Here is a 26,004-nt window from a genome sequence, read left to right as displayed (position 1 = left end):
AGGCGTCGAATCGCGTAATGACCCGCTTGCTGCTTAATAAAGGTGTACTTCAGCCGCACTCCTTGGCAAAGTACGCGGCGGCCTTTTTTAAGATGTCTCGCTCCTCCGTCACCCGTTTCAGCTCGGCACGTAGACGACGAACCTCAGCGCTCTGATCATCCTCCTCGACGCGCTGTTCCTGGGGCTTGGTGTAGCGCTTAACCCAGGCATAGAGGCTGTGCACGGACACACCCAATCGTGCAGCCACCTCCGAGACAGGAAGCTGCTTTTCGGTCACTTGCTTGACCGCCTGGATTTTGAATTCTTCGGGATAACGCTGGTTGCTCATGGCACCTCCTAATGGGCCTCATTTTAAGGCTTGGAGGTGTCTACGAAACTAGGGGCGATTCAGTTTGTCGATCGACCGCTTTTTTTACTGCCAAACTGGACCTGATCCGACCGTCCGCATTTGGCCGATTTCTGACGACCATGAACCGCTGTCCAGGCAGGCGGATAACAAACTTTGATAAGACCGTTAATTAGGGCAATCTTAGGGCAAATGTGAGGCCTCATCAGGCCAGTATAGGCTTTAGATAGTGCACCAAATACTCCGCATTCACGGTCTGTAGAGGCGCGCAATGCACGCAGAAAACGTTCGAATCCCTAGCCTTTGCAGACGTTGGCGCAGTGTATCTACGAGGTTGATTTTTCGGGTGGTCTGCACCATCTGACAAGGTTTCACCTTGAAGCCCGATACCGTTCTTCTATACAGTAAGCCGTAGATCTTCCGAGGGTAGCTCCATGCTCAACAGCCAATCCACAGCCCGAACTGCAAATGTCGACCACGTCGTCGCCACAAATAACCTAGAAGGTGCACGCACCAGCGCGTTCGTTGCGAGCAAAATGGCTGAGTACCGTGAAGGCAAGATATCTTCAGCAGAGCTGTTAGCTGCTACCAAAGCCCGCTACGCCTCCAAATGACCAGTGATCTCACCCACGATGGGGGTGATGATCACTACTACGTCGCGGGTTATTCAGTCGAAGACGACCCTTACGTCTACCCCAACGGCGTTCTGATCAACCTCCTGAACATTCATGACACCGCCACCTTGGGTGAGGCTGAGACTGACTTTGCGTCGGTTCGCATCATTCAGCTCCAGGAAGAGCCCATCGAAGGCGATTTCTCGCTAAAGCACCTGCAAGCTATTCATCGGTTCATGTTCCAAGATATTTACCCTTGGGCAGGTGAGTGCCGCAAAGTCGATATCGCCAAGAACGACACCATATTTCTCGCGCACCAAAATATTGAGGTGGCTTTCCACGATATGTGGTTACGCCTCGAGCAAAGTGCCTTTCTTTCGGATTTGAACGGGGATCTGAAAGGTTTCGCTGCCGAGGCTGGGGTTGCACTGGGTCGTATCAACTATATTCATCCTTTCCGCGAAGGTAACGGTCGTACACAACGCGAGTACCTGGATGCGTTAGCGCGGCGTGCAGGTTTTGTGCTGGAGTGGGGTGGTGTTTCCAAGCTGGCCATGAAGGACGCTTGTGTTGAGGCTGAGACTGACCCCGAGTGCAAGGCTCTAGCGAAGTTGATCCGCTTGAGCGCAAAAAGCTTTTAACTTCTACTGACGGCTATCAGACATTAGCGAACTTACTGTCACTGGTTTTTAACGTCGTCGAGTCCCAACGCCTCCGCCATATTGCTACACCGACAAAGCCCGTCCTAGACGGGCTTTGTCGTTTCTGGGGTTTGGGAAAGGGTGATGCTGAAAGGGCGTTTTGGGTAAGTGTTCCAGAAATCAAGACACCAAGGCGGCAGTTCACCCTGCAAAAATCCAGTCCAGGCCTTGGCCCGCCGTTAAATAGAGCCGCTCTAAATGCATAAACGCGAGTTCCTTGGCTACGTGATATTTTGTTATCGGCAATTTGAATCACGCCGGATTTTTTAGAGTCTGGAATTACGACTGAACTTTTGAAAATTTCATTCAACTGCCATGAACCCGAACGGCTCTGCAGGCACAAATTGCCCCGATGCTTCACCGGTAAGCACGCGGTTCATGTCTACCCCGAGGTTCAGTTTGCGCACATGTGCACCTTCAGAGAAATCAAGCTTCTTAAAGTCGACCCAAAAAACATTAGGTGAAGTTGCGGATTCACCATAGAAAAGCATGCTTTTCTGATCGGCCACCACACGCCAGCGAGTCGTTGAAAGGTTCGGCGCTTCAGGAAGACTTACACCATAGGGCACCGAAGAGTTACGGATGACACTGAACACAGCGGCGGCGGCGATTCGAGGGTCGTCGCTTTGTGTCACTGCATTAATATAAAAGCTAGCGCGTACAAAGCGGTCTTCTGAACGACCACTGCCGGGAAGGAAATTTAGGGGGTCGACCCCGCTCCAATACTTCTTATTGGCGAGTTGGTATCCATAAGGTGGGTCGTTCGTCACCACCTGATAGGTACGGTCATGATGAATGTTTAGCTTTCCGCCGATCCACTCGAACACAGCACTGTCGCCGGAGGCATCGGAGAGCGTCAAATGCAGGGGAGCGAGACTCCCTGGGCGACCGGGCACTTCACCGCTTACCACCTCCACGGGATTCTGACGCGTATACGCCACCGCCTCAGAAACTGTTGCGAACTGATCAAGATAAAACTGTGCCCAAATGGAGAGCGACATTCGCGGTGTATGTCCGTCATCTTCTGGAAATTCGGTGTCGTTGAGCCAGAGTAGGCTGGCATTGAGGCCTGCTTCGTTCATTCCATCGACCGTAGAAATGTCATAGCCAGAAACGGCTAAACTGCCAAACTTCGATGTCCATTCAAGTGAGCGTGAACCGCTAGCGCCATTGCGCTTTATACCGCGGGGAAAGACCCAAAAGTTGCTAACCATCGGGTCCTTGAAGTCCATGTTGCGGCCGGTAATATTCCTCCCGTCAGGTCCATGATAGACAGCCCTTGTACAGGCATGGACTTCGGCGCCAAGTAGGCCTGCAAAAGTTAGTGTTGCGAGAGCAAGTGCAAATCGAGACATACCAAGTACTCATTTTAAGAGGCTTTACGGAATCTTTGTTGGTTCAGAATCGATAAGTCATTCCTATGGCAGGCCCCCTAAGTTGCGTGTCGTAGACCTGACCATTGTAATCGTAATTGACGTCGAGCAATTTATAGCCTATTGAGGCTGAAAAACTATCTTCAAGGGCATAATTAACGGTAACCAGCGTCGACCATGTAAAGTCAGAGCCCACGCCAAACCCACCGATATCAGCTTGGCTCTGTACAGAGAACTGATGCGTTATGGGAATGAATGCCCGGAAACCGATCAGCGGATCAGTCCAGCCGAAGCTTTCATCATAGCTTGCAGATCCGGTCATATCTCCGTGGCTCCCGGTAACCTTTATGCTATTAGAGATGTGCCAAAAGCGCGCCCCGGCTAGGACGTCGAAGCGGAGCTTAGGCGCATCTATGATCCGGTAGCCCCCCATAAGTGTTGCAGTGAATTGTTTGGTATCGACCTTTGCATCGAGGTTGCCACCTGAAGGTATCATTCCGACACCGGGAACGGAGAGTGCTGGCAACGGACCTACACCATGAATATCTGTCGTATCGACATACATGATGTCGCCTGAGAAGACAAAACGGTCTCTGCGGCCCAAAATATTTATGAATCCGCCCAGGTTCAGGTTATCCACTATGTCGGAGAATGATTTCTCAACGCGGATTGTGGGGCCTCGCTGGAACGGCGAAACATGCCCGTTGAGTTGAGCTAGCCAAAGATAGGGCGTTACCTGTAAGGCCCAATTTTTGGGTCCCGATGAGGGCTGCTCGCTTGGATTGTTAAGGAAAACAACCTCGCCATTCTCAGCATGCGCGTTGCCGACTGAAAAGAAAAATGCGATGACATACCAAGGTGGTAGAAGCTCGCAAAAATAGTTCGAAATTGGCTGTCCTGCGAGTCGTTCACCGCTGTGATCACGACAATGAACCGAGTTCCGTGATTCGTTGCTAAGTCGCCATAGCATAATACACCCCGTTCTTTTGAAAAATATCAGCCCTGGAAATTGTTTTTTGGGTAAATTAGCAGTTCTGGATGTCATTAGTTATAACAAGATGATGTGCTTTTGGGCATTACTTATTGCACGGCTAGTAGGCCGCATCAACTAAGCGTAAGCGTGCTTAATCAGGTTAAGAATCAGCAGGACATCATCTTTCAACCGGGTAAGTGGGATCAGTACTCAGTCCTTTTCAGTAAGGATTGTGTTTGTGCAGTAGGATGCCGGGAACGTGAATGAAAAACAGTTCCGATACTATAGACTTGATTGTTGTACCTGGCTTGAACGCGAAGTCGGTTTATTAATCGGGATGCCCTTGAAGACCGCCTTTTCAGGTGAGCCAGCGCACGCGCGCATCTAGGTTCAATGTTCGGTTGTGAGGGCTTTGAATACCTCGCTCTGCACCAAGGCCAGCGCCTGGCGCACGAAGACGGCCAGCCTGTGAAATGGACCTGATTTCAAGGGCCACGATGGTTTTTATTCAGCCGGGTTTGGTTGATTGGTGGAGAGGGATATGGTCGCTGTGGGCAGTGGGGTGCCCACTTCAGAACTTGAAAAGTCTGTTTATGACGAAGAGAGAAGTGCGTTGAGGGAGTCACTCAGGCGATCGATTCGGCCACTGCTTTCGTTCACCAGTTGAGTGATTTCTTTAGCCGAAACGGCAGACTGTTGGGCCAGCTTGCGCACTTCGTCGGCAACGACTGCAAACCCCCGGCCCGAGTCGCCCGCGCGTGCGGCTTCTATCGCGGCGTTGAGGGCGAGCAAGTTGGTTTTCTCGGTGATGGAATTGATCGTGCCGATGATATTGGCAATTTGTGTGCTGGATTCTTGTACGCGTCGCATTTCACGGTCAGTGACTTGCGAGGCATCGTGCTTGGTTTGCTCGTCCACGCCATAACTTACGATGCGCTTGATATTGCCGATTGAGTCGGTAATGGGGCACAGCGCGCCGCTGAATTGGATGGACCGACCGTCTTTGGACGGGATGGCGAAACCGCCCGCGAATTGTTCGCCCTTAAGCAGTTTCGTGAATATTTCCGGGCTCAGGAGAGTGCGCAAGTTGTGTTTACGGGCCAAGAGTTCAGGTAAATCGGTGTGAGCCAAGTGATGCACCAGATAGTCGTTGGCCGTGCTCATCTGGCCATTGGTTTCCCATTCCGCGACGCCGTTACTGACACTGATGGCTTTAAAGCGCTTGTCCGACTCAAGGGAGAGTTCTTTGGTGTCGGTAATGTTGGCCTGGATAGAAATGAAATACTCAAGTTCACCGGCGTCACTGAAAACAGGATTGATGGCCAAGGAAATCCAGTAGTGACCTCCGGATTTTTTATAGTTGAGAATTTCGTTATAGATCGGGCGGCGATGACTGACGGCATCCCGGATCTGCTCCACGGTGTGGGGATCCGTGGCGGCGCCCTGAAGGAAATGCCCCGGCTTTTTGCCTCGAACTTCCTCCAGGCTGTATTCCGTCAACTTCGTAAACCCCTGATTCACATACTGGATAAGCCCGTCTTTATCTGTAATGACAATGGCGTTATCGGTCTCGTTGGCAACCAGTGACAGTAATTTGAACTCGCGGTTGCGCATGACTTCTGCCGTGATGTCATTTGCGAATTTGATCACCCGGACAACCTTGCCTTCAGAATTAATGATCGGGTTGTAATTACCGTGAATCCACACCGAATCTCCACGCTTGGTCATTCGTTGATACTCGGCCGTTTCGTAGTGGCCCGCCCGCAATTTTTGCCAAAAGTCAGCATAGGCTTTCGACTGACGTTGAGCGGGCGGGACGAAAATAGAGTGTTTTTCACCCCGAATTTCGTCGAGTGAATAACCCATGAGTTTAAGGAAGTTATCGTTTGCATCGAGAATCGTGCCATCAGGGCTGAACTCGATAATGGCTTGTGCACGGTTAATGGCGGCAATCTGAGCGTCCGCGCGCGCATGTTCAATAACGGAGGCAGTCACATCTGTGGCGAATTTGATAATGCGTTGCAGTTTGCCGCGACGAAAAACAGGGGTGTAGGTCGCCTGAATCCAGACCGGTGTGCCGTGTTTGGTGTAGCGCTTGAACTCGCCTGACTGTGGTTTTCCGCTTCGAAGGTCCCGCCAAAAATCACTGTATGCCTGACTGTCTGCATCACTGGCCTTGGTAAAGAGGCTATGCGCACGGCCTTGAACCTCTTCAATGGAATACCCAAAGAGGTCCAGAAAGAGTTGGTTGGCGCGCAGAATATTGCCCTGTATGTCGAACTCAATGACGGCCTGTGTTTGCTCAATCGCTTCGATAACGTCCAGTACACGGTTCTTACGGAACAGATTGAGCATGATGCGTTTCCTAAAATATGGACGAACCTTCAGTGCTGATTTATCGGCTGTCAGTGCAAAACCTTGAGCGCGCGCTACTGCTGTGTGCAACGGTTGCGGGGCGTTTGAACCCTGAGCGGATGGGCACCTTCAAGCGAGTGACCACGCCGGTTGTCAGCCTGATTTTTTGAGAATAGTGTGTGAAAAAACTTATACAGGTAATCAGACTATGTACAAGAATGCGCAGTGGCCGCTCACGCTTTATTTTGATGGCGCATGCCCGCTCTGCGCCCAAGAAATAAAACTGTTGCGCGCCAAAGCCTCACCGGCCCGGCTTCTTTTTGTCGATATCAGTGAAGATGGATTTGACGCCAGCGCTGTGGGGTTTTCCCTTGAGGCCATGCAGTCATCCTTGCATGCCAGGTTCAGTGATGGGGACTGGGTGATGGGGTTGGACGCAACCTTGTGGAGTTGGCGCGCCGCCGGTCTCGGCATTTGGGTCACCCCGTTGTCATGGCCCGTGATGAGGCCCTTACTGAATCTGGGTTACCGGTTTTTTTGCCGCTGGCGCCCGCACCTGGCGTGGTTACCGCATCCGGATGGCAGTCGACGCTGTCACGACCTTCAGTGCGATATTGCGCCAAGTAAGCCAAAAGCCGACAACTCGACGCCTTCGTCAGGACAGTAGCGGCGGGCGCCCACCTGTCCCGAATATTCAGTCAGCCACCCTGTGGATGTTCCACCTATCGCTCAAGCCATTGGCCTTATGCCGCAGCGCCTGAATCACCTTGCGCGCGACATATAATCTAACTGTCTGATTTGTAAAGAATATCTTGTATCAATATATTTCAATTGTTTTCGGGTTAATAAACACCAGATCCAGACTTTTATGAGGCCAAAGTCAGTAAGGCCACATTTTTCACCAGATATGGCGGTGTATATGGTGAAAAGGACTACAAGACACTTCCTATACTGCGCTCGGCATCTATTTACCTGCGCAGCACCTCCTATCTGACTGATTCGAGAACCTGCTCTGTCGATGCGCTTACGCACAGAGGAGGGCGTTGGCGGCTTCTCCTGTGGCGTGCACCTAATAAGTCTAAGAAAGAGAACGTGTCATGAATAAACAATCCATCCAGATTGCCCTTGCATATATGTCTGTCGTTATTGGCGGTGGCTTTGCCTCCGGGCAGGAGGTACTGCAGTTCTTTACCGGCTATGGGCTAATCGGCATCGCAGGCACGTTGGTGAGCGGCCTGATGTTTGCTTTTTTGGGCATGCAAATCGCCCGCATGAGCTCGAAGATGCAAGCAAAATCGCACAAAGAGGTTCTCTACAGCCTGTTCGGCGCACGCATTGGGTGGGTCGTGGATGTGGTGTTGTCGTTCTTCTTGTATGGCGTTGGTGTGGTCATGCTGGCAGGCAGCGGTTCGATCTTCGCTCAGCAGTACGACATGCCCCCTTTGTTTGGCGGCGTACTGATGACGGTCCTGGTGATGGTTACCTTGTGCATGAACGTCAAGCGCATTATTGATTTGATCAGCGCGGTCATGCCGTTTCTGTTGGCCATGGTGCTGATTATCACCACCTACTCAATCTTCAGCTACAACGCCCCCGTCGAGACCCTCGACGCAGTCGCCCGTGAAAACAACGAGACGGTGTCCGGCAACTGGTTTGTCGGGGCTTTGTTGTATGCCTCGTTCAATATCGCGGTCGGTTTCCCGATGTTGGCTGTGATCGGTGGCATGACCCAGCAACCCAAGGCTGCGGCGGTGGGCGGCATTCTTGGCGGTTTGGGCTTGGGCGTGCTGATCCTGCTGTTGAACATTGGCCTGTTCGCCAACATCAACCAACTGCAGGGCATTGAAATGCCATCGCTGGCACTGGCTGGCCGCATCTCGCCGATGCTGTCAGTGGTGATGTCTCTGGCCCTGGTCTGCATGGTGTACAGCACGGCGGTAGGGATGTTCTTTGCGTTCAGCGCCCGCTTCGCCAAACCTGAAACGCGCCGTTTCAAGGTAACAAGTGCTGTCGCGGTGTGTGTGGGGTTGGCCTTGAGCCTGGGTGGCTTTAGCAAGCTGGTCGGTACGGTTTACCCACTGCTGGGTTACGTAGGTTTTGCCCTCATCCTCGCGATTGCTTTTAGCTGGGTGCGTGCTCGCTCCAGCGCTAAGGCGCTTAAAGCTGAGCTGGACGCGGCGTCATAACGGCGTCGATCTCGCAGCGGTCAATCCCGCACGCCTGAACCCCGCCTAGTGCGGGGTTTTTCATTCAGGTGTCCGCGCAATGCACGACTCCCGAGCGTCAAAAAAACCGTGTGCTACGCTCCTTTTCAGCGTGATTAACCCCTTTCTGGACCATGGAGACGGCGATGAGAAAAATACTGTCCACACTGTCAATCGCATTGGCAGCACTCGTTCTGACCGCGTGTGTGAATGGCGGCGCTAATAACCCGGGGCCCAATGAGTATGAAATCCGCACCGGGGTGATTGAGCAAATTGAACTGACGCAGGCACAGACCAACCATGACAGCGGGGTCGGCGCCATTTTGGGCGGGATTGCCGGGGCAGGGATTGGCAGCTTGATCGGTCACGGCACCGGGCGTGATGTGGCGATGGTGGCGGGCGCACTGGCCGGTGCGGCGGGCGGCAACTACACCGAACGGCAGCGCTATGACCAGCCGCGGCAAGTTCAGCAAATCATCGTGCGGGTTAAAAGTGGTGTATTGGTTTCGGTTACCCAGCCAATCAACCCTGTCCTCACACCGGGGATGCACGTGTATATCGAAGGCGCGGGCAGTGATGCGCGCGTGATTCCACAGAATTAACCCCTCAGGCATTGCCCCCCCCAGTTGAAGCTTTGCTGGGGGGCAATGGATTTTTCTTGCGTGGCGAGCACTGTCGTCGTGGCGCTTTTGGGGCGTTGAAATCAACTTTTCCTACTAAGTGGCTGTTTTTTAATAAATTTGTGCGTTTGGGGGTTTCCAGATGTTACGAATGTTGGTAAATTTGCGCGCATTCCCGGACAGGTCGCCACATGGCCTGCAGCCCAAAGCTATTTATGAGCGTTGCGCTGAGCGAACGGGAGCCGAGTGCCAGGCACTCATCGCAACAGATACAGGGGCGTCGCCAAGCGGTAAGGCAGCAGGTTTTGATCCTGCCATGCGTTGGTTCGAATCCAGCCGCCCCTGCCATTTCTCATCGTGTTTCCCGCATCCTTCTGCCGCGCGTTCTGCGTAAGCAGCTTATTCAAACGTGACCACCGATCCTCACTTTGCCCTGTCTGTGCGAAGCGATTTGGCGTGTCTGGCGTTTGAGCAGGCTGCACACGAACAGGGGTTGGCGAGGGTGACGCCAACCCCTGAGTGCTTAAGGTTTGCTGAGCGGTGGAGTACGCGGCGGCACCTTGCGTTTCGAGCCGGTGGCTTCGAATGCGCTGGCCAAGGTCAGCAATGCCGAGTCATCGTAGGCGCGGCCAGCAAAGGTCAAGCCAACAGGCATGCCGATGTCGTGCATGATGCCCATCGGCACTGTGACCGTCGGCACGCCCAAGTGTCGGATAGCCAGATTACCGTTGGCCACCCACACGCCGTTGCTCCAGGCGATATCTGCTGACTCGGGGTTCACGTCGGCATCGGCCGGGCCGACATCGGCGACCGTCGGGAAAATCACGGCATCCAGTTGGCGGTCGTCCATCCAGTCTTCAAGATCGATTTTTCGGGTTTTTTCCAGCCCGCGCAGGCCATCGGGCAAGGACGCAATCTGATCCCAGGGCGTGATGCCGCGTTTGGCCATTTTCACGTACTCGTCCATGCCGGCCGCGAGGTCGTCTTCACGGTTGGGCAGGGTGCCGGGGTCATGGGGGAAGATTTTCGGGCCATCCACATCGGCCAGACAGTTGAGTTTCGGGTCGCCATTGGCACGCAGAAAATCATCGAACGCCCAGGCCGACAGCTCCCACAATTCGTCATGCAAGAACGTTTCGGACACCAAACCGCGGTTGAACACCGTGGGCGCTCCCGGGCGATCGCCTTCGCAGTTGGAGACCAGCGGGAAATCCACTTCAATCACTTCAGCGCCTGCCGCTTCCAGCGCCCGGCGCGCCTGCTGCCACAGCTCGATGATCGAGTCGCGGGTGATGATCTTTTGCCCGGTCGGGCCGCCGATCCCCGGTTTTTCGGACGTGCCGGCGTCGGGGTCGGCATTGATGTACATGCGGGGCACGCCAAAGCGTTTGCCCGCCAGGGCCTGTGGCGCGGCCGTCAGTTGCAGGTACGATTCGGGGCGCACTGAAGAGGCGCTCGGGACAGGCACCCACGGTTGCAAGCGCCACAGATCGCCACGGGTGTCAGGGTCGTCGGCAACCACGATGTCGAGTACTTCGAGCAGGTCGGCCATGGTTCTGGCAAACGGTACGACCACATCCATGGTCGGCGTCAGGGGCCAGTTCCCGCGCACCGAAATCACCCCCCGGGACGGGGTATAGGCGCACAGGCCATTGTTTGACGCAGGCCCGCGGCCGCTCGACCAGGTTTCTTCCGCAAGACCGAACGCGGCGAAGCTGGCGGCGGTGGCGGTGCCCGCACCATTGGATGACCCGGAAGCAAACGGCGCAGTCAGGTAATGCGCGTTGTAAGGGCTTTCGGCCCGGCCGTATACGCCGCGTTGCATGCCGCCGTTTGCCATGGGTGGCATGTTGGTTTTGCCCAGGCAAATGGCGCCCGCCGCCCGCAGCCGCTCAATGGTGAACGCATCGCGATAAGCAATCAGGTCCTTGAAGGCCGGGCTGCCGGAAGCCGCGGTCAGCCCCTTGACCAGATAACTGTCCTTGGCGGTGTAGGGGATGCCGTCCAGCGGACCCAGGGTTTGGCCTGCGGCGCGGCGTTCATCTGACGCGCGCGCTTGGGCCAGTGCATCCGGGTTGCGCACCACAACGGCATTCAGGGCGGTGGGGGTGTCCGGGCCGTCATACGCGTCGATGCGTTGCAGGTAAGCCTGCACCAGCGCCACGGCGGTGGTTTGCCCGGATTCCAGCGCGGCGCGTAAGTGGGCAATCGATACTTCAGTCACTTCGATCATGCGTTCACCGTCTGGGGTCCGAAGGCATGGACATGATGGCTGGCATCACTTGTGGAGGTCGGGCAGAAGGCATCGTGTGTCTCAAACTGGCAGGTCATATCGGTTCTCATTGCACGGCTCACGCAACAGGGGCTGAACGCGGGTCTGTTGCCGTTTCATTGCAAGCCGCGTCGCTGGCTAACGGTGACACGCGACCCTAAGGGACGAGCGTCCACGTAGCGCAGTGCGGCGTTGCTCGACGCGTGTTGGGAGCAACCCAACCACGCCTCTCGCGCTTTGCCCTGCACCCGTGGGCTTTCGTCGCGGCGGCGATGAAGTGGTAACAGACCCTGGGGGCCAGAGCTTAGCGAAATCCCGGGCGGTTAGGCCATCACCAATGCACTTTCGGGTGCCGGGTCGATCCATTTATCGATGCGCGCGGCGGGAACCGGCATTCGATTGCTCAGTCATAGCCATGTGCCATATCGGCCCTTTGGAAAGGAATCATTCGATGTTCAGTGCCCGCCACCCTTTTTTTGCGATGACCGTCCTGGGTGCAGCGTTGCTGATGCCAGGGAGTGGGGCTCAAGCCGCCAGTGAGCCGACGCGTATTGTCATGGGGCCGTTCAGTGCCGTGTACAACGACGCCATTCTGGCGGGTGCCAGCGAGGCGGGCAGAACCTACACCGTGCGCAGTGCGGGTTTCACCGTCAATGACCTGCAACAGATGAAAAAAAACCTCGACGACAACAGCCGGGCCCTCGCTGAACTGCAGTCGCTCAAGCAGACGGTGAGTGAGCAGGCGCGCCAGATTGAAGCGCTCAAACGCGACACCGGGTCGATTCACAGCACCGGCGCCAACGAGCTGTCGCGGCTGACACGCACCACCGAAGAGCAAAAGAAAGAACTCGACAAGCTCGCGCAACAAGTGGAAGTGCTCAAGCGTAACGCGGGCGCCACTGACGTAACGGCGCTCAAAAACACGCTCGACAGCCAGGCCCGTACACTCGAGAAGCTCGACAGGGAGGTACAAGACCTCAAGCGCAATGCCGGTTCCAGTTCCAGCTCGGGTGCCAGTGAATGGTCTGCACTCAAAAACAAAGTCGATAGTCATCACAACAGCCTGGACAAACTGGAGCGTCAGCTCGACGACGTGAAACGCAGTGCCGGTTCAAACTCAAGTGCCGCCGACCTGTCTTCCCTCAAGCGCGAAGTGAGCGATCAGCAGCGCGCAATGGAAGGGTTGAAGCGCAGCGTTGAAGACCTGAGCCGCAAAGTGAAATGAGGCGTGGAATGGGATCCATTTTGGCCCACGGCTGAAAAGATTCAGCTTATAGCCATTTGGAATAACCTTATGGGCTTAATCTTATTAAAAACATGTGTTTATTTAATGACTTAGGTCAGTAACGAATTGAAAAAAAACGTGCAAAATATCTTGTTACGAGTTGTAACGCTGAGGTAAGATCGCCCCGCGTTCACCTACCACGGTTTATGCATTTTTTAAGGCCCAAGTTTCCATCAGCTACTTGGGCTTTTTTTTGCTTGCTCGTTTTTTTGGATCCAAAGTGTGTGCGTACGCTTTACTTAGCCCCTTAAGGCATCAACCCCGGCTGGCCGCGTGCTATCGTGCACCCCTTTTCCGAGGGGTAATCCGATGCGAATGCTGATTGGCGCTGTGAGCCTGGCCCTGCTGGGCGGTTGTGTTTCCTCTGCGATGAATGAGGCGCGTCACCAGACGCCGGTGCGGGTGCTGGCCTCCAGTAAAGCCACGCCGTTGGTGGCACAGTGCATTCAGTTTTCGTGGCAGGACGAAGCGGTGTTCGGCGTGGATGCCAGCGGCTACATGAACACCGCCAAAGACGGCGGCATGACGGTCTACACCCGGGGCGCCGAATCGTTTGCCGACCTGACGCCCCAGGGCACGGGCACCTCGGTGAGTTACTACGCCGCCAAACCCGATGACAGTGTGGCCATGCGCCGAATGGCGGCGATGGCCACTTGTCTGTAATTACGCGGTCCCGGGGTTGAGGGGGCGCGTGTGAGCCTGCACCACGGTTTTGTGCTGACCCGCCACTGGCGCGACACCCCGTCGGGGATTGAAGTCGAGTTCTGGCTGGCCACCGACAACGGGCCGCAACGTCTGCGCCTGCCGCTTCAGTCGTGCACCGCGTTCATCCCCGCCGAGCAGCGCGAGCAGGCGCAAGCGCTGTTGCAGGCTGAGCGCGGGCTCGAATGTCGGCCACTGGCGATGTGCGACTTTCATTCGCGCCCGGTGGTGGGGCTGTACTGCCAGCAATACGGCCAGTTGACTGACATCGCCCAGCGTCTGCGGCGTGCCGGGGTAGACGTTTACGAGTCTGATATCCGCCCCCCGGAACGCTACCTGATGGAGCGTTTCATCACGGCGCCCGTCAGTTTTCACGGGCACCCGCAACCGGACGGCCTGTGGCTGGAGGCGCAGATCAAACCCCATCCCGACTACCGGCCGCGCTTGAAGCTGGTGTCGCTGGACATCGAAACCAGCGAGCAAGGCGACCTGTATTCAATTGCCCTTGAAGGCTGCGGCCAGCGTCAGGTGTACATGTTGGGCAAGGCAACGGCCGCCGATGCCCCGGTGGATTTTGACCTTGAGTTCTGCGCCACCCGTGCCGAGCTGCTGCACCGCCTGAACCAGTGGTTTGCGCGGCACGACCCGGACGCCATCATTGGCTGGAACGTGGTGCAGTTCGACATGCGGGTGCTGCACGAACAGGCGCGCCGCCTTGGCATCCCGTTGGCGTTGGGGCGCGACGGCAGTGAGATGCAGTGGCGCGAACACGGCGCGCGCAACAACCACTTTTTTGCCAGCGCGGCCGGGCGGCTGATTATCGACGGCATCGAGTCCCTGCGTTCTGCCACCTGGTCATTCCCCTCGTTCAGTCTGGAGAACGTTGCGCAAACGTTGCTCGGCGAAGGCAAGGACATCAGCACCCCGTACCAGCGCATGGACGAAATCAACCGCATGTTCGTCGAGGACAAACCGGCGCTGGCGCGTTACAACCTCAAGGACTGCGAGCTGGTGACGCGGATCTTCGAGAAAACGCAACTTCTGACCTTCTTGCTGGAACGTGCGTCGGTCACGGGGCTGGAGGCCGATCGCAGCGGGGGCTCGGTGGCCGCGTTCTACCACTTGTACATGCCCCTGATGCACCGTCAGGGGTTCGTGGCGCCGAACCTGGGGGAGAACCCGCCCCAGGCCAGCCCCGGCGGGTTTGTCATGGAGTCGCAGCCGGGTTTGTACGAGTCGGTGCTGGTGCTCGACTACAAAAGCCTGTACCCGTCGATCATTCGCACGTTTCTGATCGACCCGCTGGGGCTGGTAGAAGGCTTGCGCGACCCCAGCGATACCGCGTCTGTGCCGGGCTTTCGCGGCGCCCGTTTTTCCCGCACCCGGCATTGCCTGCCGGCCATCATCGAGCGCGTGGCCAATGGCCGCGAAGCTGCCAAGCGCGAGCAGAACGCGCCGCTGTCCCAGGCCCTGAAAATCATCATGAACGCGTTTTATGGTGTGCTGGGCTCCAGCGGTTGCCGGTTTTTCGACACGCGACTGGCCTCCTCGATCACCCTGCGCGGGCACGACATCATGCTCAAAACCCGGGCGCTGATTGAAGCCAGGGGCTACAGCGTGATTTACGGCGACACCGACTCCACCTTCGTCTGGCTGCGCAGTGAACACAGCGAAGCCGACGCCAGCCGCATTGGCCGCGAGCTGGTGCAGCACGTCAATCAGTGGTGGCAAGACCATGTTCGCGAAGAGTACGGGCTGACCAGCGCGCTTGAATTGCAGTACGAAACCCATTACCGGCGCTTCCTGATGCCCACGATTCGTGGGGCCGAGGAGGGCAGCAAAAAGCGTTATGCGGGGATGGTGGAGCGCCCCGACAGGCAGTTCGAGATGGTCTACAAGGGGCTTGAAACGGTGCGCAGCGACTGGTCGCCGCTGGCGCAGCAGTTCCAGCAGGCCTTGTACGAACGCATTTTCAAGCGTCAGCCGTATCAGGATTACGTGCGTGATTTTGTGCGCAGTACGCTGGCCGGTGAGCATGACGACTTGCTCATCTACCGCAAGCGCCTGCGTCGCCCGCTCAGCGACTACGAGCGCAATGTGCCGCCCCATGTGCGGGCCGCGCGGCTGGCCGATGAGTACAACGACCGTCACGGACGACCCCGCCAATACCAGCGCGGTGGCACCATCAGCTACATCATCACCCTGGCCGGGCCGCAGCCGCTGGAGAACCTGACGGGCGCGGTGGATTACGAACATTACCTGACGCGCCAGCTTCAGCCGGTGGCCGATGCGATTCTGGTGTTCGTCGACGACGACTTCAGCGCCTTGGTGGGCGGGCAGATGGGCCTGTTTTAAGCCTTGTCCGACGCCTCAGCCAAGGCTTTGGACTTGGCCCGGTCCTTGGCGGCCTTGGCTTCGACGGCCAGGCACTCCATGCAGAACTGCTCGGCGTAGCTCATGAAAATCTCAGTGGTGTCATTTTTGATCGTGCGCGAACCGGCGAGGATGTAGCGCATGCGCTTTTCCGTCACGCCGATGCGCGACGCAATCCAGGCCGGGGTCTGGCCGATGCGGTCGACCAGTTTGTTGGCGTATTCGGTGTCAGGGTTGTAGCGGTCAGCATTGGGGTACATGAGTGTTCCGTGTGGGCAGGATGCAAATCAGGGCGGCAGGGTACTCCTTTTTCGCCGGGCTGACGCGGCAAATCCGGCGGCAGGTAGCGAAACGTCCGGCCCGCAGATATGAACTAGAGTTCTTCCCACTCACTGACAGACACGAGAGGGATTTTCATGACTGCGCTGGACGTTTTTTGGGTCGGACTGGGGGGCGGGCTGGGGTCACTGCTGCGCTGGTGGATCGGTTTACGGGTTGGCCAACTGTATAAAGGGCCGCTGCCGCTGGGCACGTTTGTGATCAACGTCAGCGGTGCGTTTGTGATCGGTTACCTGAGCATCCTGTTCAGCGTCGACTGGCGTGACCGTTACGGTGATTTTCTCAACGCGGCCGTGCTCACCGGCATTCTGGGCGGCTACACCACCTTCAGCAGCATGCAACTGGACGCCTCGAAACTGGCCAGCGCCAAGGACCGTGCCTGGGCTGCCGGGTATCTGATTGTTTCGGTGGTGTTGGGGTTGGCGGCTGCCGCGTTCGGCGCCTGGCTGGCGCGTTAATCAGGAGCAGGAACCATGTTGAATCTGATCATGTTGATTTTTGTCGGCGGCGCGTTTGGCGCCATGTGCCGCGAGTTTGTGATGCTATCGGTGCCACGCCTGGCCGACGGTTTTCCCATGGATATCTTCGTGGCCAACATCGTGGCGGCGTTTTTGTTGGGCGTCGCGACGTCGTTGTTCAAAAGCAACCGCATCAACCAGTACGTACACGTGATGATCGGGACCGGGATCATGGGCGGGCTTTCAACCTTTTCCAGCTTCGTGTTTGGCGCGGTTGAAATGATGAAAGACCCGGCCGGGGTCTTTGTGTCCATCTGCTACCTGGTGGCCAGCCTGGTGATCGGTTTTGCGGCGGTCGAACTGGGGTTGATTGCCGGGGCGAAATGGCCTGCCCGGCCGGCGGACGATAGCCAAGCCTGAACGCACGAGCGCAGGCGCGGGGGTGGCCCGCGCCTGCGCCTAGGTGCCTTAGCCCAGCGACGTACGCTTGCCGAAGAACATTTCGGTGATCAGGTCATTGTTGATCGCATCCCCCTGCAGGGTACGCACCAGCAGCTCGCTGCCCAACAAGGGCAGTGACAGCACCATGGTCGGGTTGACGCGTTTGACCTTGGCCATGTTCTGGGTTTCGTTGACCAGCGCAATGATTTGCGTGTCGTCACCGGCCACTTCCTTGGCCGCCAGAATCACAAACACGTTTTCCGCGTCACTTTCCGACAGCACCACGATGTATTTCGCTTCGTTGGCGCCGGCCAGCTTCAGGGTCGACACGGCCGAGGTGTCGCCTTCGATGATGTCGGCCTTTTCCGGCAAGTCGTGCGGGCTGCCAGGGGGGCAGACCACGGTCACGTGTTCGCCCCGTTCTGTCAGGCCTTTGTAGACGTTTTGTGCCAGAGAACCCATGCCCACCAGGATGTAGTGATTTTTACGCGCCATGTGAGAAATCCTGCCCTTAACAATGCGTTGGATGTTGTTGCTGATCAGCGGACCGGCAATGGACGCCACCGAGATCGCGAAGATGGTGATGCCCAGGATGATCACCGTCAGGGTGAACATGCGGGCATCGGTGGTGTGCGGGACGATGTCGCCAAAGCCCACGGTGGACATCACCACGATGGCAAAGTAGAACGCGGTCGGCAGGTCGGTGACCTGCGGCGCGAACTGTTCGCCCATGTACAGCGTGCCAAGCATGCTGTAGACGATCAGCGAGGCGATGCTGACCACGGCGAAAAAGCTGCCGGTGGCCAGGCTGTAGTGGTCGAAGCGGCGCCAGAAGTACACCAGCACGGCAATGGTGAACAGCGAGAACAACGTCACGCCATCGGGTTGCTTCAGGATGAACACGTCGACGCAGACCGTGGCCACCAGCAACAGCAGGCAAAAGAACCAACTGATGCGCGACTTGATCAGCAGGCCGATGGACATCAACAGCAACACCAGCCCCACCACGAAGCCGGGGATTTCCAGCAGCGCCAGAAAGCTCAGGGCTTCCTTCCAGGAGCTGAACAGGCCGGACGCGTCGTTGGAGTGCGCCACGCCGCGTTGCAACACCGGTAAGAACAAGAGAAAACCGTTGATGGCCACCAGCAGGGCGACCCCGTAGGCAAAGGAGAATCTGGCTTTTACGTCCTCTTTTAAAGTCATGGTTCCTACGACGCCTCAGTTAAAGAATGGATGGAGTGTAGGTCAGCGGCTAACGCGCACGTCCTTTTGCTGAATCTGTTCATCAGGCATTGGCTCCTAAATGGTCATAACCGCGCAGGTAGTAGTTCAAGGCTGAAATCAGCCAGCACAACACGAACATGCCGATGATCCAGTAGCCGATCTCGCCAAAGTGTTCGCTGATGGCGTTGATCGGGGTCCAGATACCGCCCGTCAGTTGCAGTTTGTCGGCAATCAGCCCGAGGGCTTCAACCCCGCCGATAAACAGGGCCACCACCACCGAAGCGGCGGTGATGGTGATGTTGTAGTACAGCTTGCGCACCGGTTGGAAAACGCCCAGCCGTAGGCGCCGATCATCACAAAGTTGTCCAGCGAATCCACCAGCGCCATGCCCACGGCGAACAGCACCGGGAACACCATGATCGACCACAGGCTGATGCCATGGGAGGCGCTGGTGGCACTGATGCCCAACAGGCCGATTTCAGTGGCGGTGTCGAACCCCAGCCCGAACAGAAACCCCACCGGGTACATGTGCCAGCTTTTGTTGACCAGGTTGAACACCCGGCGAAACACCCGCGCCAACAGGCCGCCGTTGTTGCTCACCAGCCCGTCCAGCTCGTGCGGGGTGAAGGTTTTGCCGGCCTTGACCTGCTTGAACGTCTTGTACACCGAGATCAGGATCACCAGGTTCAGCACCCCGAACAACAGCAGGAATACCGCCGATACCAACGTGCCGATCAGCCCGCCGGTTTCGTGAAACCACGCCATGTCGTCTTTGAACGCCATGGCCGTGGCGGCGATGGCCAGCGACGCCAGAACCACGATGGTGGAATGCCCGAGGGAAAAGTACGTGCCCACGGCAATTGGGGTTTTGCCTTGTTGCATCAGCTTGCGGGTGACGTTGTCGATGGCCGCGATGTGGTCGGCATCCACCGCGTGGCGCAAGCCAAAACTGTAGGCCAGCAGCGCTGTGCCCATCAGCACCGGGTTGGTGCCGAATTCACTGAAGGCCCAGAGCCATGCCAGTGCGTTGGCGACGATCAGGCCGGTCAGCAAACAGATCGCATTGCGTCGGGTCGTGGAGGGCGCTGCTGGGGCCAGAGGTTCGACGATGGCTGTCATGTAAAGGCTCCGCAAAAGGATGAAGGCTACTGGCGGTGGGCAGGCATAACGTCTTTGTTGGGCACCAGAAATAACCACGACGCCAGTACAAACGGCATGGTCAGGGTCGGTATGCCCACCGGTGCCAGCAGGGTATTCAAAGCCCCTTGCACAAACACCGTGAAAATCACCCCGATCAGGGTGTAGATCAGCACCCGCCAACTGGGCGTGTTGAACGTTGAGCCCAGCGCAATGGCGGTCAGTACGGCGCTGAACGCGTACAGGCCATTGTTGATGCTGGCATGCTCGGCTTGCAGCACGGTAGCCGTCAGCACCGCCAGCAGCGAACCGCAGACGGCAAACACCGCCGCCCACAGCGAGGACACCGCGAGCCCGGCGAGAAACAGCACGCTGCCGATCAGGGTGCTGATCAGAAACACTTCGGAAATGCCGTTGAACACCCCGTCGAGCAGGTGAATACCGTCGAACAGGTTGCTGTTGTGGGCGACCAGATCGTGGGGCAGGTTGGGCACCGGCAGCGCCGTATTGGTCAGGCCGCCAAAGGCGTAGCTGGCCAGCAGGATCATCCAGGTCACCAAGACAAACGGGGCAGTCAGGGCGGCGACTTTCCAGGTGTTGAGGATGTCGGCAATGCAGAGCATGACGATCACCGAGACCACGCTGGCAAGGATGATGCACAGCCACAGCACCGGTGTGACCTCAAGAAAGGTCGGCAACGCCGCGCCCACCAGACAACCGTTGTAGCCGTACAGCCCGGCCTTCCACGAGGCGCGGTCCTTGAGGCTTAGCCCGGCGAGGGTCGCCACCGCCGTGCCCAGTACGCAGCCCCAGGCCACGGCCGGGATGCCTTCGGCATAGGCGCCGACAAAGATCGCGGCGAAGAACAACAGCCCGGTCAACGGGTTGTTCTGGAACATGACTTGGGCACAACCGCGCAGGGTGACGTCGATGAACTCGATCCCCCGATTGCCGTTTGCCAGTTGGGTCCATGTGGAACCGGGCGCTTTGGCGACATCCATAGATGCTTCTCCATTCGGGCTGCAAAGGGTGTGCAATCACCGGCGCCGCAGCCGGCCCCGGTCACTACTGCGCAGTGCGAGTCGCCTAGCGCCAGAGAAACGGCGGCGCTAAGGTGACCCCCAGAATTTCCTCACGGGCGACTTTCCAGAACTCGCGGACCTGAGCCTTGACCTCACCGCTGTCATTGCCCAGCACCTTGAAGATCAGCCCGCAGTCATTGGGCAGGCGGGTCACGCCACTGGCCAGCCCGGCCTTGATATCGAACAGGGCAGGCATGCGTTCGACAATCCGGTCGTGATGCGCCTTGGGGGTGAGCAGCACCACGTTGCCGAACACGTCGAAGGTCTGCATCACGCCAATGGCGTCGAGGCTTTCCTTTTTGGGCTCCAATACATATTTCTCGACAAACAGCTCGCGGCCCTCAAGGGTTTGGGCGCAGACCCGCGAGGAAAACACGTCAAAACCGAAGCGCTCATCCACGTGGTGGTATTTGCGCCCGGACATCAGGATTTCGCTGTAAATCGCCGTGGCCGTGGGGTGAATCGTGATCCGGGTGTCGGTGATAAACCGTGCATCGCGGTGCGGGATCAGCGGGTCGGGCATGAACTCCAGGTAGCCGTTTTCCTCGACCCGAAACTGCTGGATTTGCGAGGCATAGTTGGCATTCATCGAATGCACTTTGGTGGCCGATTGGGTCGTCACGTGCCCGCAGGCGCCCACCCCCACATTCACGTCGGTGGCCAGGCGGTCGCCTTGCAGCACGCAGCCGGAGGTCGAAATCATGGTCACGCAGGGCAGACCGGGCATTTCTTCGTCCCAATACAAGGCCCGCTGCACCAGTGACGGCACGCGCCGCTCGACATCCGCCAAAATGCTGCGCTCCCCGCGCCGCTCAAACCCCAGGCGCAAGTAACCGCTTTTGCCGACCGCGCCGCTGTGCATCTGCGGCGGTTCATTCTGGTACTCCGCCAGCTCCGGCGCGTCCTGACCCAATGCATGAGCGCGAAGCCGTGAAGGGGTGTTCACGATGTTCAGGCTCTGAGCAGTCATGCAGTGACCTCGTGGGTGGCGGGTTTCTGGGCGAACAGGAACATGTGTTCAATCATGTCCACCAGTTCTTCAATGCCTTGGCCGGTTTTGCAGTTGGTGAGGATGTACGGGCGGTTGCCGCGCACCACTTTGGTGTCGCTTTCCATCACGTCCAGGCTGGCGCCCACGTACGGCGCGAGGTCGATCTTGTTGATGATCAGGATGTCGGCCTGCACCAGCCCCGGACCGTTTTTGCGCGGGATTTTTTCGCCTTCGGCCACGTCGATCACATAAATGTAGAAGTCGGCCAGCGCCGGGCTGAAGGTCAGGGTCAGGTTGTCGCCGCCGCTCTCGATCATGATCAGGTCGCTGTCGGGGAATTTCTCTTCCATTTCCTCGACTGCGGCAATGTTCATGCTCGGGTCTTCGCGCACCGCCGTGTGCGGGCAGGCGCCGGTTTCGACGCCGAGGATCTTGTCTTCGTCGAGGATGCCCTTGAGGGTGCGCTTGACCTGTTTGGCGTCTTCGGTGGTGACGATGTCATTGGTGATGATCAGCGGTTTGTAACCGCGCTGGATCAGGATCGGGGTGATCACTTCAATGATTGCGGTTTTACCCGAGCCGACCGGGCCGCCAATACCAATACGTGTAATTTTTTTCACGGGACTTGCTCCTGAAACAGTCTTTTCATCGGGTACCGCGCCGGCAGGGGGCCGGCGCGGTGCAGCGGGTCAGTTCATAAACAGCCGCACATGGGCTTTGACGTGGACCGCAGCCAGCACGTCGACAATGGGCACATAGGACGACATCTGCTCGATGTCGCCGATTTCAGCGATGTCGCAAAACGCTTCAATGTCGTGGTTGAGTTCAAACAGGATGTGCTGGGTGTCCAGGTGCGTGACACGCATCAGGCGCATGGCGGCGCTGAGGATGGTCATCGCCACCCCGTACTGGTGCATCACCACCACCTCGCGGGCGCCGATGCCCTGGGTCGACATCACCACGGCCTGGGTCACGGGGTACGTGCCTGCGGCGTTGCCGGCCTTGATTTGCTCCAGCCACCAACGCACCAACGGGGTTTCCACCACATGGATTGACATCTGCGCGAGTTTTTTGCCCATGCGGGTGGCCATCAGGCGGCTTTCTTCGTTGAGCTTGCGGTTATTGACCGCCCAGTCCGCCCGCAAAATGCCTTCACGGTCATCAGCGATGGCCGCGCGGTGCGCCGCGACCACCCCCATGCCGTCACAACTGGCGGCCTGCTTGAGCGCCGTGAGTACAAACCCTTTGAGGGATGCCACATCGTGCACGATGCCGGTCTGGATCGCGGACTCGACCCCGTTGGAGAACGTGAACGCACCGACCGGTAACACCGAGTCGCCAAACTGCATGATGCGGATGAGATCTGCTGCCTTCATGGTCACGCCTTCTGCAAGGTTCAGTGCTTATGGTCGTGGTGCGTATGGTCATGGTCATGGTCATGGCTGTGACTGTGGCTGATGCCGTCGCCATGGCTGTGCACGCCGTGAATCTTGAGTGCCGCGGCCTCCAGCTTGTCCTGAGGGCTGGCGACGTGGACGTGGGTGTCGGTTTCTTCGGCGCCGCCGAACAGCAGGCGGGCTTCGGAGCTGGTGAGGTGCGGCAGGATTGCGGCGCCGCCGATGAAGGCGTAGGGCAGGTGTTCAAAGCCGTGGGTGCGCATCACCGAGTCCATCATCTTGGTTTCCACGGTGAGCGGGATGTACACCTCGTTGTTTTTGGTCACGGCTTTCCAGTGCTGGTTGCCCAGTGCGTGGCCGAGTTCGAAGCTGGTTTTTATCAGGACATCGAGGGGCTGTTTTTTCAGCTCCTTGAGGTCAATCACCATGACGTCGCGCAGGTTCAGTTGCACCACCACGGCGGTTTTGCTGGCCTCATCCCACATCAGCACATCGCCGTCGGCCAGCACCACGTTGCGTTCCAGCGAAATACCCAGGTCGCGCCCGCCGAGGCTGGTGCGGCGGCAGCGGCTTTTCTGCGCTTCGCGCTGATCGAGCACCAGCAGGTCGATGTGAGCGCCTTCGAGTCTGCGCTGCCAGACCGGGTCTTTCTTGGCATTGCCCAGAATGTGTTCAATCAAAATCACGTCGCAAACTCCTTCCTTGATGCCCGGCCATCCACCCACGGGTGGCGGCCGGGCGGTCTGCCTTAGCCGAAGAAATACCGCTGGTTCATGGTGGCCACATCGATCGGTTTGCACGTGGCGTGCACGCCGTCGACTTTCACCTCGAACGTTTCAGGGTTGACTTCGATGTGCGGCGTCTGGTCGTTGCGCACCAGGTCCTTCTTGGAAATGGTGCGGCAATTGCGCACCGCCATGACCTGACGGTCCAGCCCGGCCTTTTCCTTGACCCCGTCTTCCAGCGCGGCCTGCGACACGAAGGTCACGCAGGTGTCTTGCATGGTTTTGCCGAAGGCGCCGAACATCGGACGGTAGTACACCGGCTGCGGCGTGGGCAGGGAGGCGTTCGGGTCACCCATGGCGGCCCAGTTAATCATGCCGCCCTTGATCACCAGTTTTGGTTTGGCCCCGAAGAAGCGCGGGTCCCACAGCACCAGGTCGGCCATCTTGCCCACCTCGACAGACCCCAGGACGTGGCTCACGCCTTGGGCAATGGCCGGGTTGATGGTGATTTTGGCCACGTAACGCAGCACGCGGAAGTTGTCGTTGCCCGCGCTGTCTTCCGGCAATTTGCCGCGCGAGACTTTCATGGCGTGGGCGGTTTGCATCACCCGCAGCCAGTTTTCACCGACCCGGCCCATGGCCTGGGAGTCACTGGAAAACATGGAGATCACGCCCATGTCTTGCAGCACGTTTTCGGCGGCGATGGTTTCCGGGCGTACCCGGCTTTCGGCAAACGACACGTCGGCCGGCACATTGGGGTTGAGGTTGTGACAGACCATGATCATGTCGAACAACTCGGCCTGGCTGTTGACGCCGTAGGGCAGGGTGGGGTTGGTCGAGCTCGGCAGGACGTTGAGCTGGCTGGCCACCTTGATGATGTCCGGGGCGTGACCGCCGCCTGCGCCTTCGGTGTGGAAGGTGTGAATAGTACGGCCTTCAAAGGCATCGATGGTGTCTTCGACGTAGCCGCATTCATTGAGGCTGTCGGTGTGCACCGAGACCTGAACGTCCATTTCATCGGCGGTGCGCAGGGAATGGCGCAGGGCATTGGAGGTAGCGCCCCAGTCTTCGTGGACTTTAAGCCCGGCCACGCCGGCAATGATTTGTTCTGCCAGCGGGTCGCGAGAAAAGGAGTTGCCCTTGCCCAGCAGGCCGACGTTGATCGGCAAGCCTTCGAGCGAGCGCAGCATCTGGCGGATGTTCCACGGGCCCGGCGTCACAGTGGTGCCATTGGTGCCGTCGGTAGGGCCGATACCACCGCCGAAGAACGTGGTGATGCCGTTGGACAGGCCGTGGTAAGCCTGTTGCGGCGAGATCAGGTGAATGTGGGTGTCGATCCCGGCAGCGGTGAGGATCAGGTGCTCGCCGGAAATGGCGTCCGTGCTCACGCCCACCACCATGTTATTGGTCACACCGCTCATGGTGCCGGGGTTGCCGCTTTTGCCGATGCCGCAGATCTTGCCGTCGCGGATCCCCACGTCGGCCTTGATCACACCCTGAATGGCGTCAACGATGGTGACGTTGGTGATCACCAGGTCGAGCACGCCGTTATCGCGGGTCAGGTGGTTGTTGGCGCCCATCCCGTCGCGCAGCGATTTGCCGCCGCCGTACACGGCTTCTTCGCCATAGCCGCGCAGGTTCTTTTCGATTTCTACAAACAGGTCAGTGTCGCCCAGGCGGATCTTGTCGCCCGTGGTCGGGCCGAACAGCCCGGCGTATTCTTTGCGTGAAATAGTTGGCATCGGTGGCTCCTTCCTTCATGCGGCGCATTCGTCAATGGCGCAACGACGCGCAGGCAAAATGTGAAATGCGGCGCTTAGTTGGATGGCTTGGAAAACTTGAAGCCGCGATCGGCTGCACGCTGGATGGCTTGCAGTTTTTCCGGGCGTTCATGGCCGCTGACCGTGCTGTCGGGGGCCCAGCCGTCCACCAGGTTGTTGAAGCCGTACAGGGTCTGTTTGCCGCCGAAGGGGATCAACGGCACTTCAATTTCATCGCCCGGCTCGAAACGGATGGCCGTGGTGGCGGTGATGTTCAGACGCTTGCCGAACGCGGCAGCGCGGTCGAACTCCAGCGCTCGGTTGACTTCGAAAAAGTGAAAGTGCGAACCCACTTGAATCGGCCGGTCGCCGGTGTTGCGCACTTTGACCTTGGTCACCGCACGATCTTCGTTGAAGGTGATCGGCGTGCTGGCGTAGATGCAACCGCCCAGCGGCACATTGCTTTCATTGCCGGTGGATACACCCCCGGGGTTTTTGGCGTGGGGGATGTGGTGGTCAGGATGGGTGTCCTGATGCGGTGATTGGGAAGGCTGGGGGGATGCTGGCTTTTTGCTGCTCATGACGGAATCCTCAAACGGGTGTGTTTGGCGTTAACCGGCTTGACTGCTCGG

23 protein-coding genes, 1 tRNA gene and 3 pseudogenes are annotated in these 26,004 nt (G+C 57.8%); 12 read left to right on the top strand and 15 right to left on the bottom strand.

Annotated features, from left to right (window positions below):
- Positions 1 to 328 (bottom strand): annotated as a pseudogene (locus TU74_RS20190) (transposase); the annotation flags it as partial.
- A 452-nt stretch (positions 329 to 780) separates the two neighbouring features.
- Between TU74_RS20190 and TU74_RS24270 the strand changes: the two are divergent.
- Both TU74_RS24270 and TU74_RS20185 read left to right on the top strand, forming a co-directional pair.
- The gene (locus TU74_RS24270; protein ID WP_139145719.1) at positions 781 to 960 is read left to right on the top strand and encodes an antitoxin VbhA family protein; all 180 of its coding nucleotides are present in this window, start codon (positions 781 to 783) and stop codon (positions 958 to 960) included.
- Complete coding sequence (locus TU74_RS20185; RefSeq protein ID WP_048377457.1) at positions 957 to 1,601, top strand: Fic/DOC family protein; 645 nt, start codon at positions 957 to 959, stop codon at positions 1,599 to 1,601. Before TU74_RS24270 ends, TU74_RS20185 begins: the two co-directional genes overlap by 4 nt.
- Before the next feature lie 362 nt (positions 1,602 to 1,963).
- Here TU74_RS20185 and TU74_RS20180 read toward each other — a convergent pair whose 3' ends face one another.
- The 3 genes from TU74_RS20180 to TU74_RS24950 form a co-directional block, all read right to left on the bottom strand.
- Positions 1,964 to 3,016, bottom strand: coding sequence for a linear amide C-N hydrolase (locus TU74_RS20180; RefSeq protein WP_048377456.1), 1,053 nt, complete (start codon positions 3,014 to 3,016; stop codon positions 1,964 to 1,966).
- Positions 3,017 to 3,059: 43 nt separating this feature from the next.
- Positions 3,060 to 4,004, bottom strand: coding sequence for a hypothetical protein (locus TU74_RS20175; protein ID WP_206540654.1), 945 nt, complete (start codon positions 4,002 to 4,004; stop codon positions 3,060 to 3,062).
- A 594-nt stretch (positions 4,005 to 4,598) separates the two neighbouring features.
- A complete protein-coding gene (locus TU74_RS24950; RefSeq protein WP_048377455.1) occupies positions 4,599 to 6,362 on the bottom strand; it encodes a methyl-accepting chemotaxis protein in 1,764 nt (587 codons plus the stop codon).
- Between the two features lie 17 nt (positions 6,363 to 6,379).
- Here TU74_RS24950 and TU74_RS24265 point away from each other — a divergent pair, with 17 nt between their 5' ends.
- The 5 genes from TU74_RS24265 to TU74_RS20150 all read left to right on the top strand — a co-directional run bounded on the left by TU74_RS24265 (position 6,380) and on the right by TU74_RS20150 (position 9,534).
- Entirely contained in the window at positions 6,380 to 6,532 is a 153-nt protein-coding gene (locus TU74_RS24265) for a hypothetical protein (RefSeq protein ID WP_157315200.1), read from the top strand.
- Positions 6,533 to 6,570: 38 nt separating this feature from the next.
- A complete protein-coding gene (locus TU74_RS20165) occupies positions 6,571 to 7,029 on the top strand; it encodes a thiol-disulfide oxidoreductase DCC family protein (RefSeq protein WP_047280839.1) in 459 nt (152 codons plus the stop codon).
- A 430-nt stretch (positions 7,030 to 7,459) separates the two neighbouring features.
- Positions 7,460 to 8,548 carry a YkvI family membrane protein gene (locus tag TU74_RS20160; RefSeq protein ID WP_048377454.1) on the top strand — a complete coding sequence of 363 codons (1,089 nt, stop codon included), beginning with the start codon at positions 7,460 to 7,462 and terminating at the stop codon, positions 8,546 to 8,548.
- Positions 8,549 to 8,712: 164 nt separating this feature from the next.
- Positions 8,713 to 9,168, top strand: coding sequence for a glycine zipper 2TM domain-containing protein (locus TU74_RS20155; RefSeq protein ID WP_047275750.1), 456 nt, complete (start codon positions 8,713 to 8,715; stop codon positions 9,166 to 9,168).
- Positions 9,169 to 9,459: 291 nt separating this feature from the next.
- Positions 9,460 to 9,534, top strand: a tRNA-Gln gene (locus TU74_RS20150).
- A gap of 175 nt (positions 9,535 to 9,709) precedes the next feature.
- Here TU74_RS20150 and TU74_RS20145 read toward each other — a convergent pair.
- On the bottom strand, positions 9,710 to 11,419 hold the full coding sequence (locus tag TU74_RS20145; protein ID WP_048377453.1) for an amidase: 1,710 nt from the start codon (positions 11,417 to 11,419) through the stop codon (positions 9,710 to 9,712).
- Positions 11,420 to 11,909: 490 nt separating this feature from the next.
- On the opposite strand from TU74_RS20145, the gene TU74_RS20140 reads away from it, so the two are divergent.
- The 3 genes from TU74_RS20140 (at position 11,910) to TU74_RS20130 (ending at position 15,800) form a co-directional block, all read left to right on the top strand.
- On the top strand, positions 11,910 to 12,683 hold the full coding sequence (locus TU74_RS20140; RefSeq protein WP_053070052.1) for an AAA family ATPase: 774 nt from the start codon (positions 11,910 to 11,912) through the stop codon (positions 12,681 to 12,683).
- A 369-nt stretch (positions 12,684 to 13,052) separates the two neighbouring features.
- On the top strand, positions 13,053 to 13,406 hold the full coding sequence (locus TU74_RS20135) for a hypothetical protein (protein WP_047276297.1): 354 nt from the start codon (positions 13,053 to 13,055) through the stop codon (positions 13,404 to 13,406).
- Between the two features lie 30 nt (positions 13,407 to 13,436).
- On the top strand, positions 13,437 to 15,800 hold the full coding sequence (locus tag TU74_RS20130; protein ID WP_048377452.1) for a DNA polymerase II: 2,364 nt from the start codon (positions 13,437 to 13,439) through the stop codon (positions 15,798 to 15,800).
- Here TU74_RS20130 and TU74_RS20125 read toward each other — a convergent pair.
- Complete coding sequence (locus TU74_RS20125) at positions 15,797 to 16,078, bottom strand: hypothetical protein (RefSeq protein ID WP_047275741.1); 282 nt, start codon at positions 16,076 to 16,078, stop codon at positions 15,797 to 15,799. The two genes, TU74_RS20130 and TU74_RS20125, sit on opposite strands and share 4 nt — an antisense overlap.
- A gap of 156 nt (positions 16,079 to 16,234) precedes the next feature.
- Between TU74_RS20125 and crcB (TU74_RS20120) the strand changes: the two genes are divergently transcribed.
- Complete coding sequence (gene crcB / locus TU74_RS20120; RefSeq protein WP_047280833.1) at positions 16,235 to 16,615, top strand: fluoride efflux transporter CrcB; 381 nt, start codon at positions 16,235 to 16,237, stop codon at positions 16,613 to 16,615.
- 15 nt (positions 16,616 to 16,630) lie between these two features.
- Positions 16,631 to 17,035: a fluoride efflux transporter CrcB gene (gene crcB / locus TU74_RS20115; RefSeq protein ID WP_047294402.1), complete on the top strand. Its 405-nt coding sequence runs from the start codon at positions 16,631 to 16,633 to the stop codon at positions 17,033 to 17,035.
- A gap of 48 nt (positions 17,036 to 17,083) precedes the next feature.
- Here the strand turns inward: crcB (TU74_RS20115) and kch are convergent, their stop codons facing one another.
- From kch to TU74_RS20070, 9 genes and pseudogenes are all read right to left on the bottom strand, one after another.
- Entirely contained in the window at positions 17,084 to 18,259 is a 1,176-nt protein-coding gene (gene kch, locus TU74_RS20110; RefSeq protein ID WP_047294400.1) for a voltage-gated potassium channel protein, read from the bottom strand.
- Positions 18,260 to 18,341: 82 nt separating this feature from the next.
- Positions 18,342 to 19,255 (bottom strand): annotated as a pseudogene (locus tag TU74_RS20105) (HoxN/HupN/NixA family nickel/cobalt transporter).
- 170 nt (positions 19,256 to 19,425) lie between these two features.
- Positions 19,426 to 20,418: an urea transporter gene (gene yut / locus TU74_RS20100; RefSeq protein ID WP_047282747.1), complete on the bottom strand. Its 993-nt coding sequence runs from the start codon at positions 20,416 to 20,418 to the stop codon at positions 19,426 to 19,428.
- An 85-nt stretch (positions 20,419 to 20,503) separates the two neighbouring features.
- Complete coding sequence (locus TU74_RS20095; protein WP_047276311.1) at positions 20,504 to 21,469, bottom strand: urease accessory protein UreD; 966 nt, start codon at positions 21,467 to 21,469, stop codon at positions 20,504 to 20,506.
- Positions 21,466 to 22,110 (bottom strand): urease accessory protein UreG, encoded by a 645-nt coding sequence (gene ureG, locus TU74_RS20090; protein WP_047276312.1) that lies wholly within the window; start codon positions 22,108 to 22,110, stop codon positions 21,466 to 21,468. Before ureG ends, TU74_RS20095 begins: the two co-directional genes overlap by 4 nt.
- 69 nt (positions 22,111 to 22,179) lie before the next feature.
- Positions 22,180 to 22,866, bottom strand: a complete 687-nt coding sequence (locus TU74_RS20085; protein WP_048377451.1) for an urease accessory protein UreF — start codon at positions 22,864 to 22,866, stop codon at positions 22,180 to 22,182.
- Between the two features lie 20 nt (positions 22,867 to 22,886).
- On the bottom strand, positions 22,887 to 23,573 hold the full coding sequence (locus TU74_RS20080; RefSeq protein ID WP_048377450.1) for an urease accessory protein UreE: 687 nt from the start codon (positions 23,571 to 23,573) through the stop codon (positions 22,887 to 22,889).
- Between the two features lie 62 nt (positions 23,574 to 23,635).
- Positions 23,636 to 25,354, bottom strand: a complete 1,719-nt coding sequence (locus TU74_RS20075; RefSeq protein WP_048377449.1) for an urease subunit alpha — start codon at positions 25,352 to 25,354, stop codon at positions 23,636 to 23,638.
- 179 nt (positions 25,355 to 25,533) lie between these two features.
- Positions 25,534 to 25,953, bottom strand: a pseudogene (locus tag TU74_RS20070) (urease subunit beta); the annotation flags it as partial.
- Positions 25,954 to 26,004: the final 51 nt, after the last annotated feature.

The organism is Pseudomonas lundensis, from assembly GCF_001042985.1.
Taxonomy (GTDB): Bacteria; Pseudomonadota; Gammaproteobacteria; order Pseudomonadales; family Pseudomonadaceae; genus Aquipseudomonas; species Aquipseudomonas lundensis.
This window is presented reverse-complemented; position numbering and strand designations above follow the sequence as displayed.

What these genes read in the sequence shown, in the direction of transcription:
- TU74_RS24270 (WP_139145719.1), top strand. Translation starts at nt 781, where the DNA reads ATGCTCAACAGCCAATCCACAGCCCGAACTGCAAATGTCGACCACGTC.
- TU74_RS20185 (WP_048377457.1), top strand. Translation starts at nt 957, where the DNA reads ATGACCAGTGATCTCACCCACGATGGGGGTGATGATCACTACTACGTC.
- TU74_RS20180 (WP_048377456.1), bottom strand. Translation starts at nt 3,016, where the DNA reads ATGTCTCGATTTGCACTTGCTCTCGCAACACTAACTTTTGCAGGCCTA.
- TU74_RS20175 (WP_206540654.1), bottom strand. Translation starts at nt 4,004, where the DNA reads ATGCTATGGCGACTTAGCAACGAATCACGGAACTCGGTTCATTGTCGT.
- TU74_RS24950 (WP_048377455.1), bottom strand. Translation starts at nt 6,362, where the DNA reads ATGCTCAATCTGTTCCGTAAGAACCGTGTACTGGACGTTATCGAAGCG.
- TU74_RS24265 (WP_157315200.1), top strand. Translation starts at nt 6,380, where the DNA reads ATGGACGAACCTTCAGTGCTGATTTATCGGCTGTCAGTGCAAAACCTT.
- TU74_RS20165 (WP_047280839.1), top strand. Translation starts at nt 6,571, where the DNA reads ATGTACAAGAATGCGCAGTGGCCGCTCACGCTTTATTTTGATGGCGCA.
- TU74_RS20160 (WP_048377454.1), top strand. Translation starts at nt 7,460, where the DNA reads ATGAATAAACAATCCATCCAGATTGCCCTTGCATATATGTCTGTCGTT.
- TU74_RS20155 (WP_047275750.1), top strand. Translation starts at nt 8,713, where the DNA reads ATGAGAAAAATACTGTCCACACTGTCAATCGCATTGGCAGCACTCGTT.
- TU74_RS20145 (WP_048377453.1), bottom strand. Translation starts at nt 11,419, where the DNA reads ATGATCGAAGTGACTGAAGTATCGATTGCCCACTTACGCGCCGCGCTG.
- TU74_RS20140 (WP_053070052.1), top strand. Translation starts at nt 11,910, where the DNA reads ATGTTCAGTGCCCGCCACCCTTTTTTTGCGATGACCGTCCTGGGTGCA.
- TU74_RS20135 (WP_047276297.1), top strand. Translation starts at nt 13,053, where the DNA reads ATGCGAATGCTGATTGGCGCTGTGAGCCTGGCCCTGCTGGGCGGTTGT.
- TU74_RS20125 (WP_047275741.1), bottom strand. Translation starts at nt 16,078, where the DNA reads ATGTACCCCAATGCTGACCGCTACAACCCTGACACCGAATACGCCAAC.
- crcB (WP_047280833.1), top strand. Translation starts at nt 16,235, where the DNA reads ATGACTGCGCTGGACGTTTTTTGGGTCGGACTGGGGGGCGGGCTGGGG.
- crcB (WP_047294402.1), top strand. Translation starts at nt 16,631, where the DNA reads ATGTTGAATCTGATCATGTTGATTTTTGTCGGCGGCGCGTTTGGCGCC.
- kch (WP_047294400.1), bottom strand. Translation starts at nt 18,259, where the DNA reads ATGACTTTAAAAGAGGACGTAAAAGCCAGATTCTCCTTTGCCTACGGG.
- yut (WP_047282747.1), bottom strand. Translation starts at nt 20,418, where the DNA reads ATGGATGTCGCCAAAGCGCCCGGTTCCACATGGACCCAACTGGCAAAC.
- TU74_RS20095 (WP_047276311.1), bottom strand. Translation starts at nt 21,469, where the DNA reads ATGACTGCTCAGAGCCTGAACATCGTGAACACCCCTTCACGGCTTCGC.
- TU74_RS20085 (WP_048377451.1), bottom strand. Translation starts at nt 22,866, where the DNA reads ATGAAGGCAGCAGATCTCATCCGCATCATGCAGTTTGGCGACTCGGTG.
- TU74_RS20075 (WP_048377449.1), bottom strand. Translation starts at nt 25,354, where the DNA reads ATGCCAACTATTTCACGCAAAGAATACGCCGGGCTGTTCGGCCCGACC.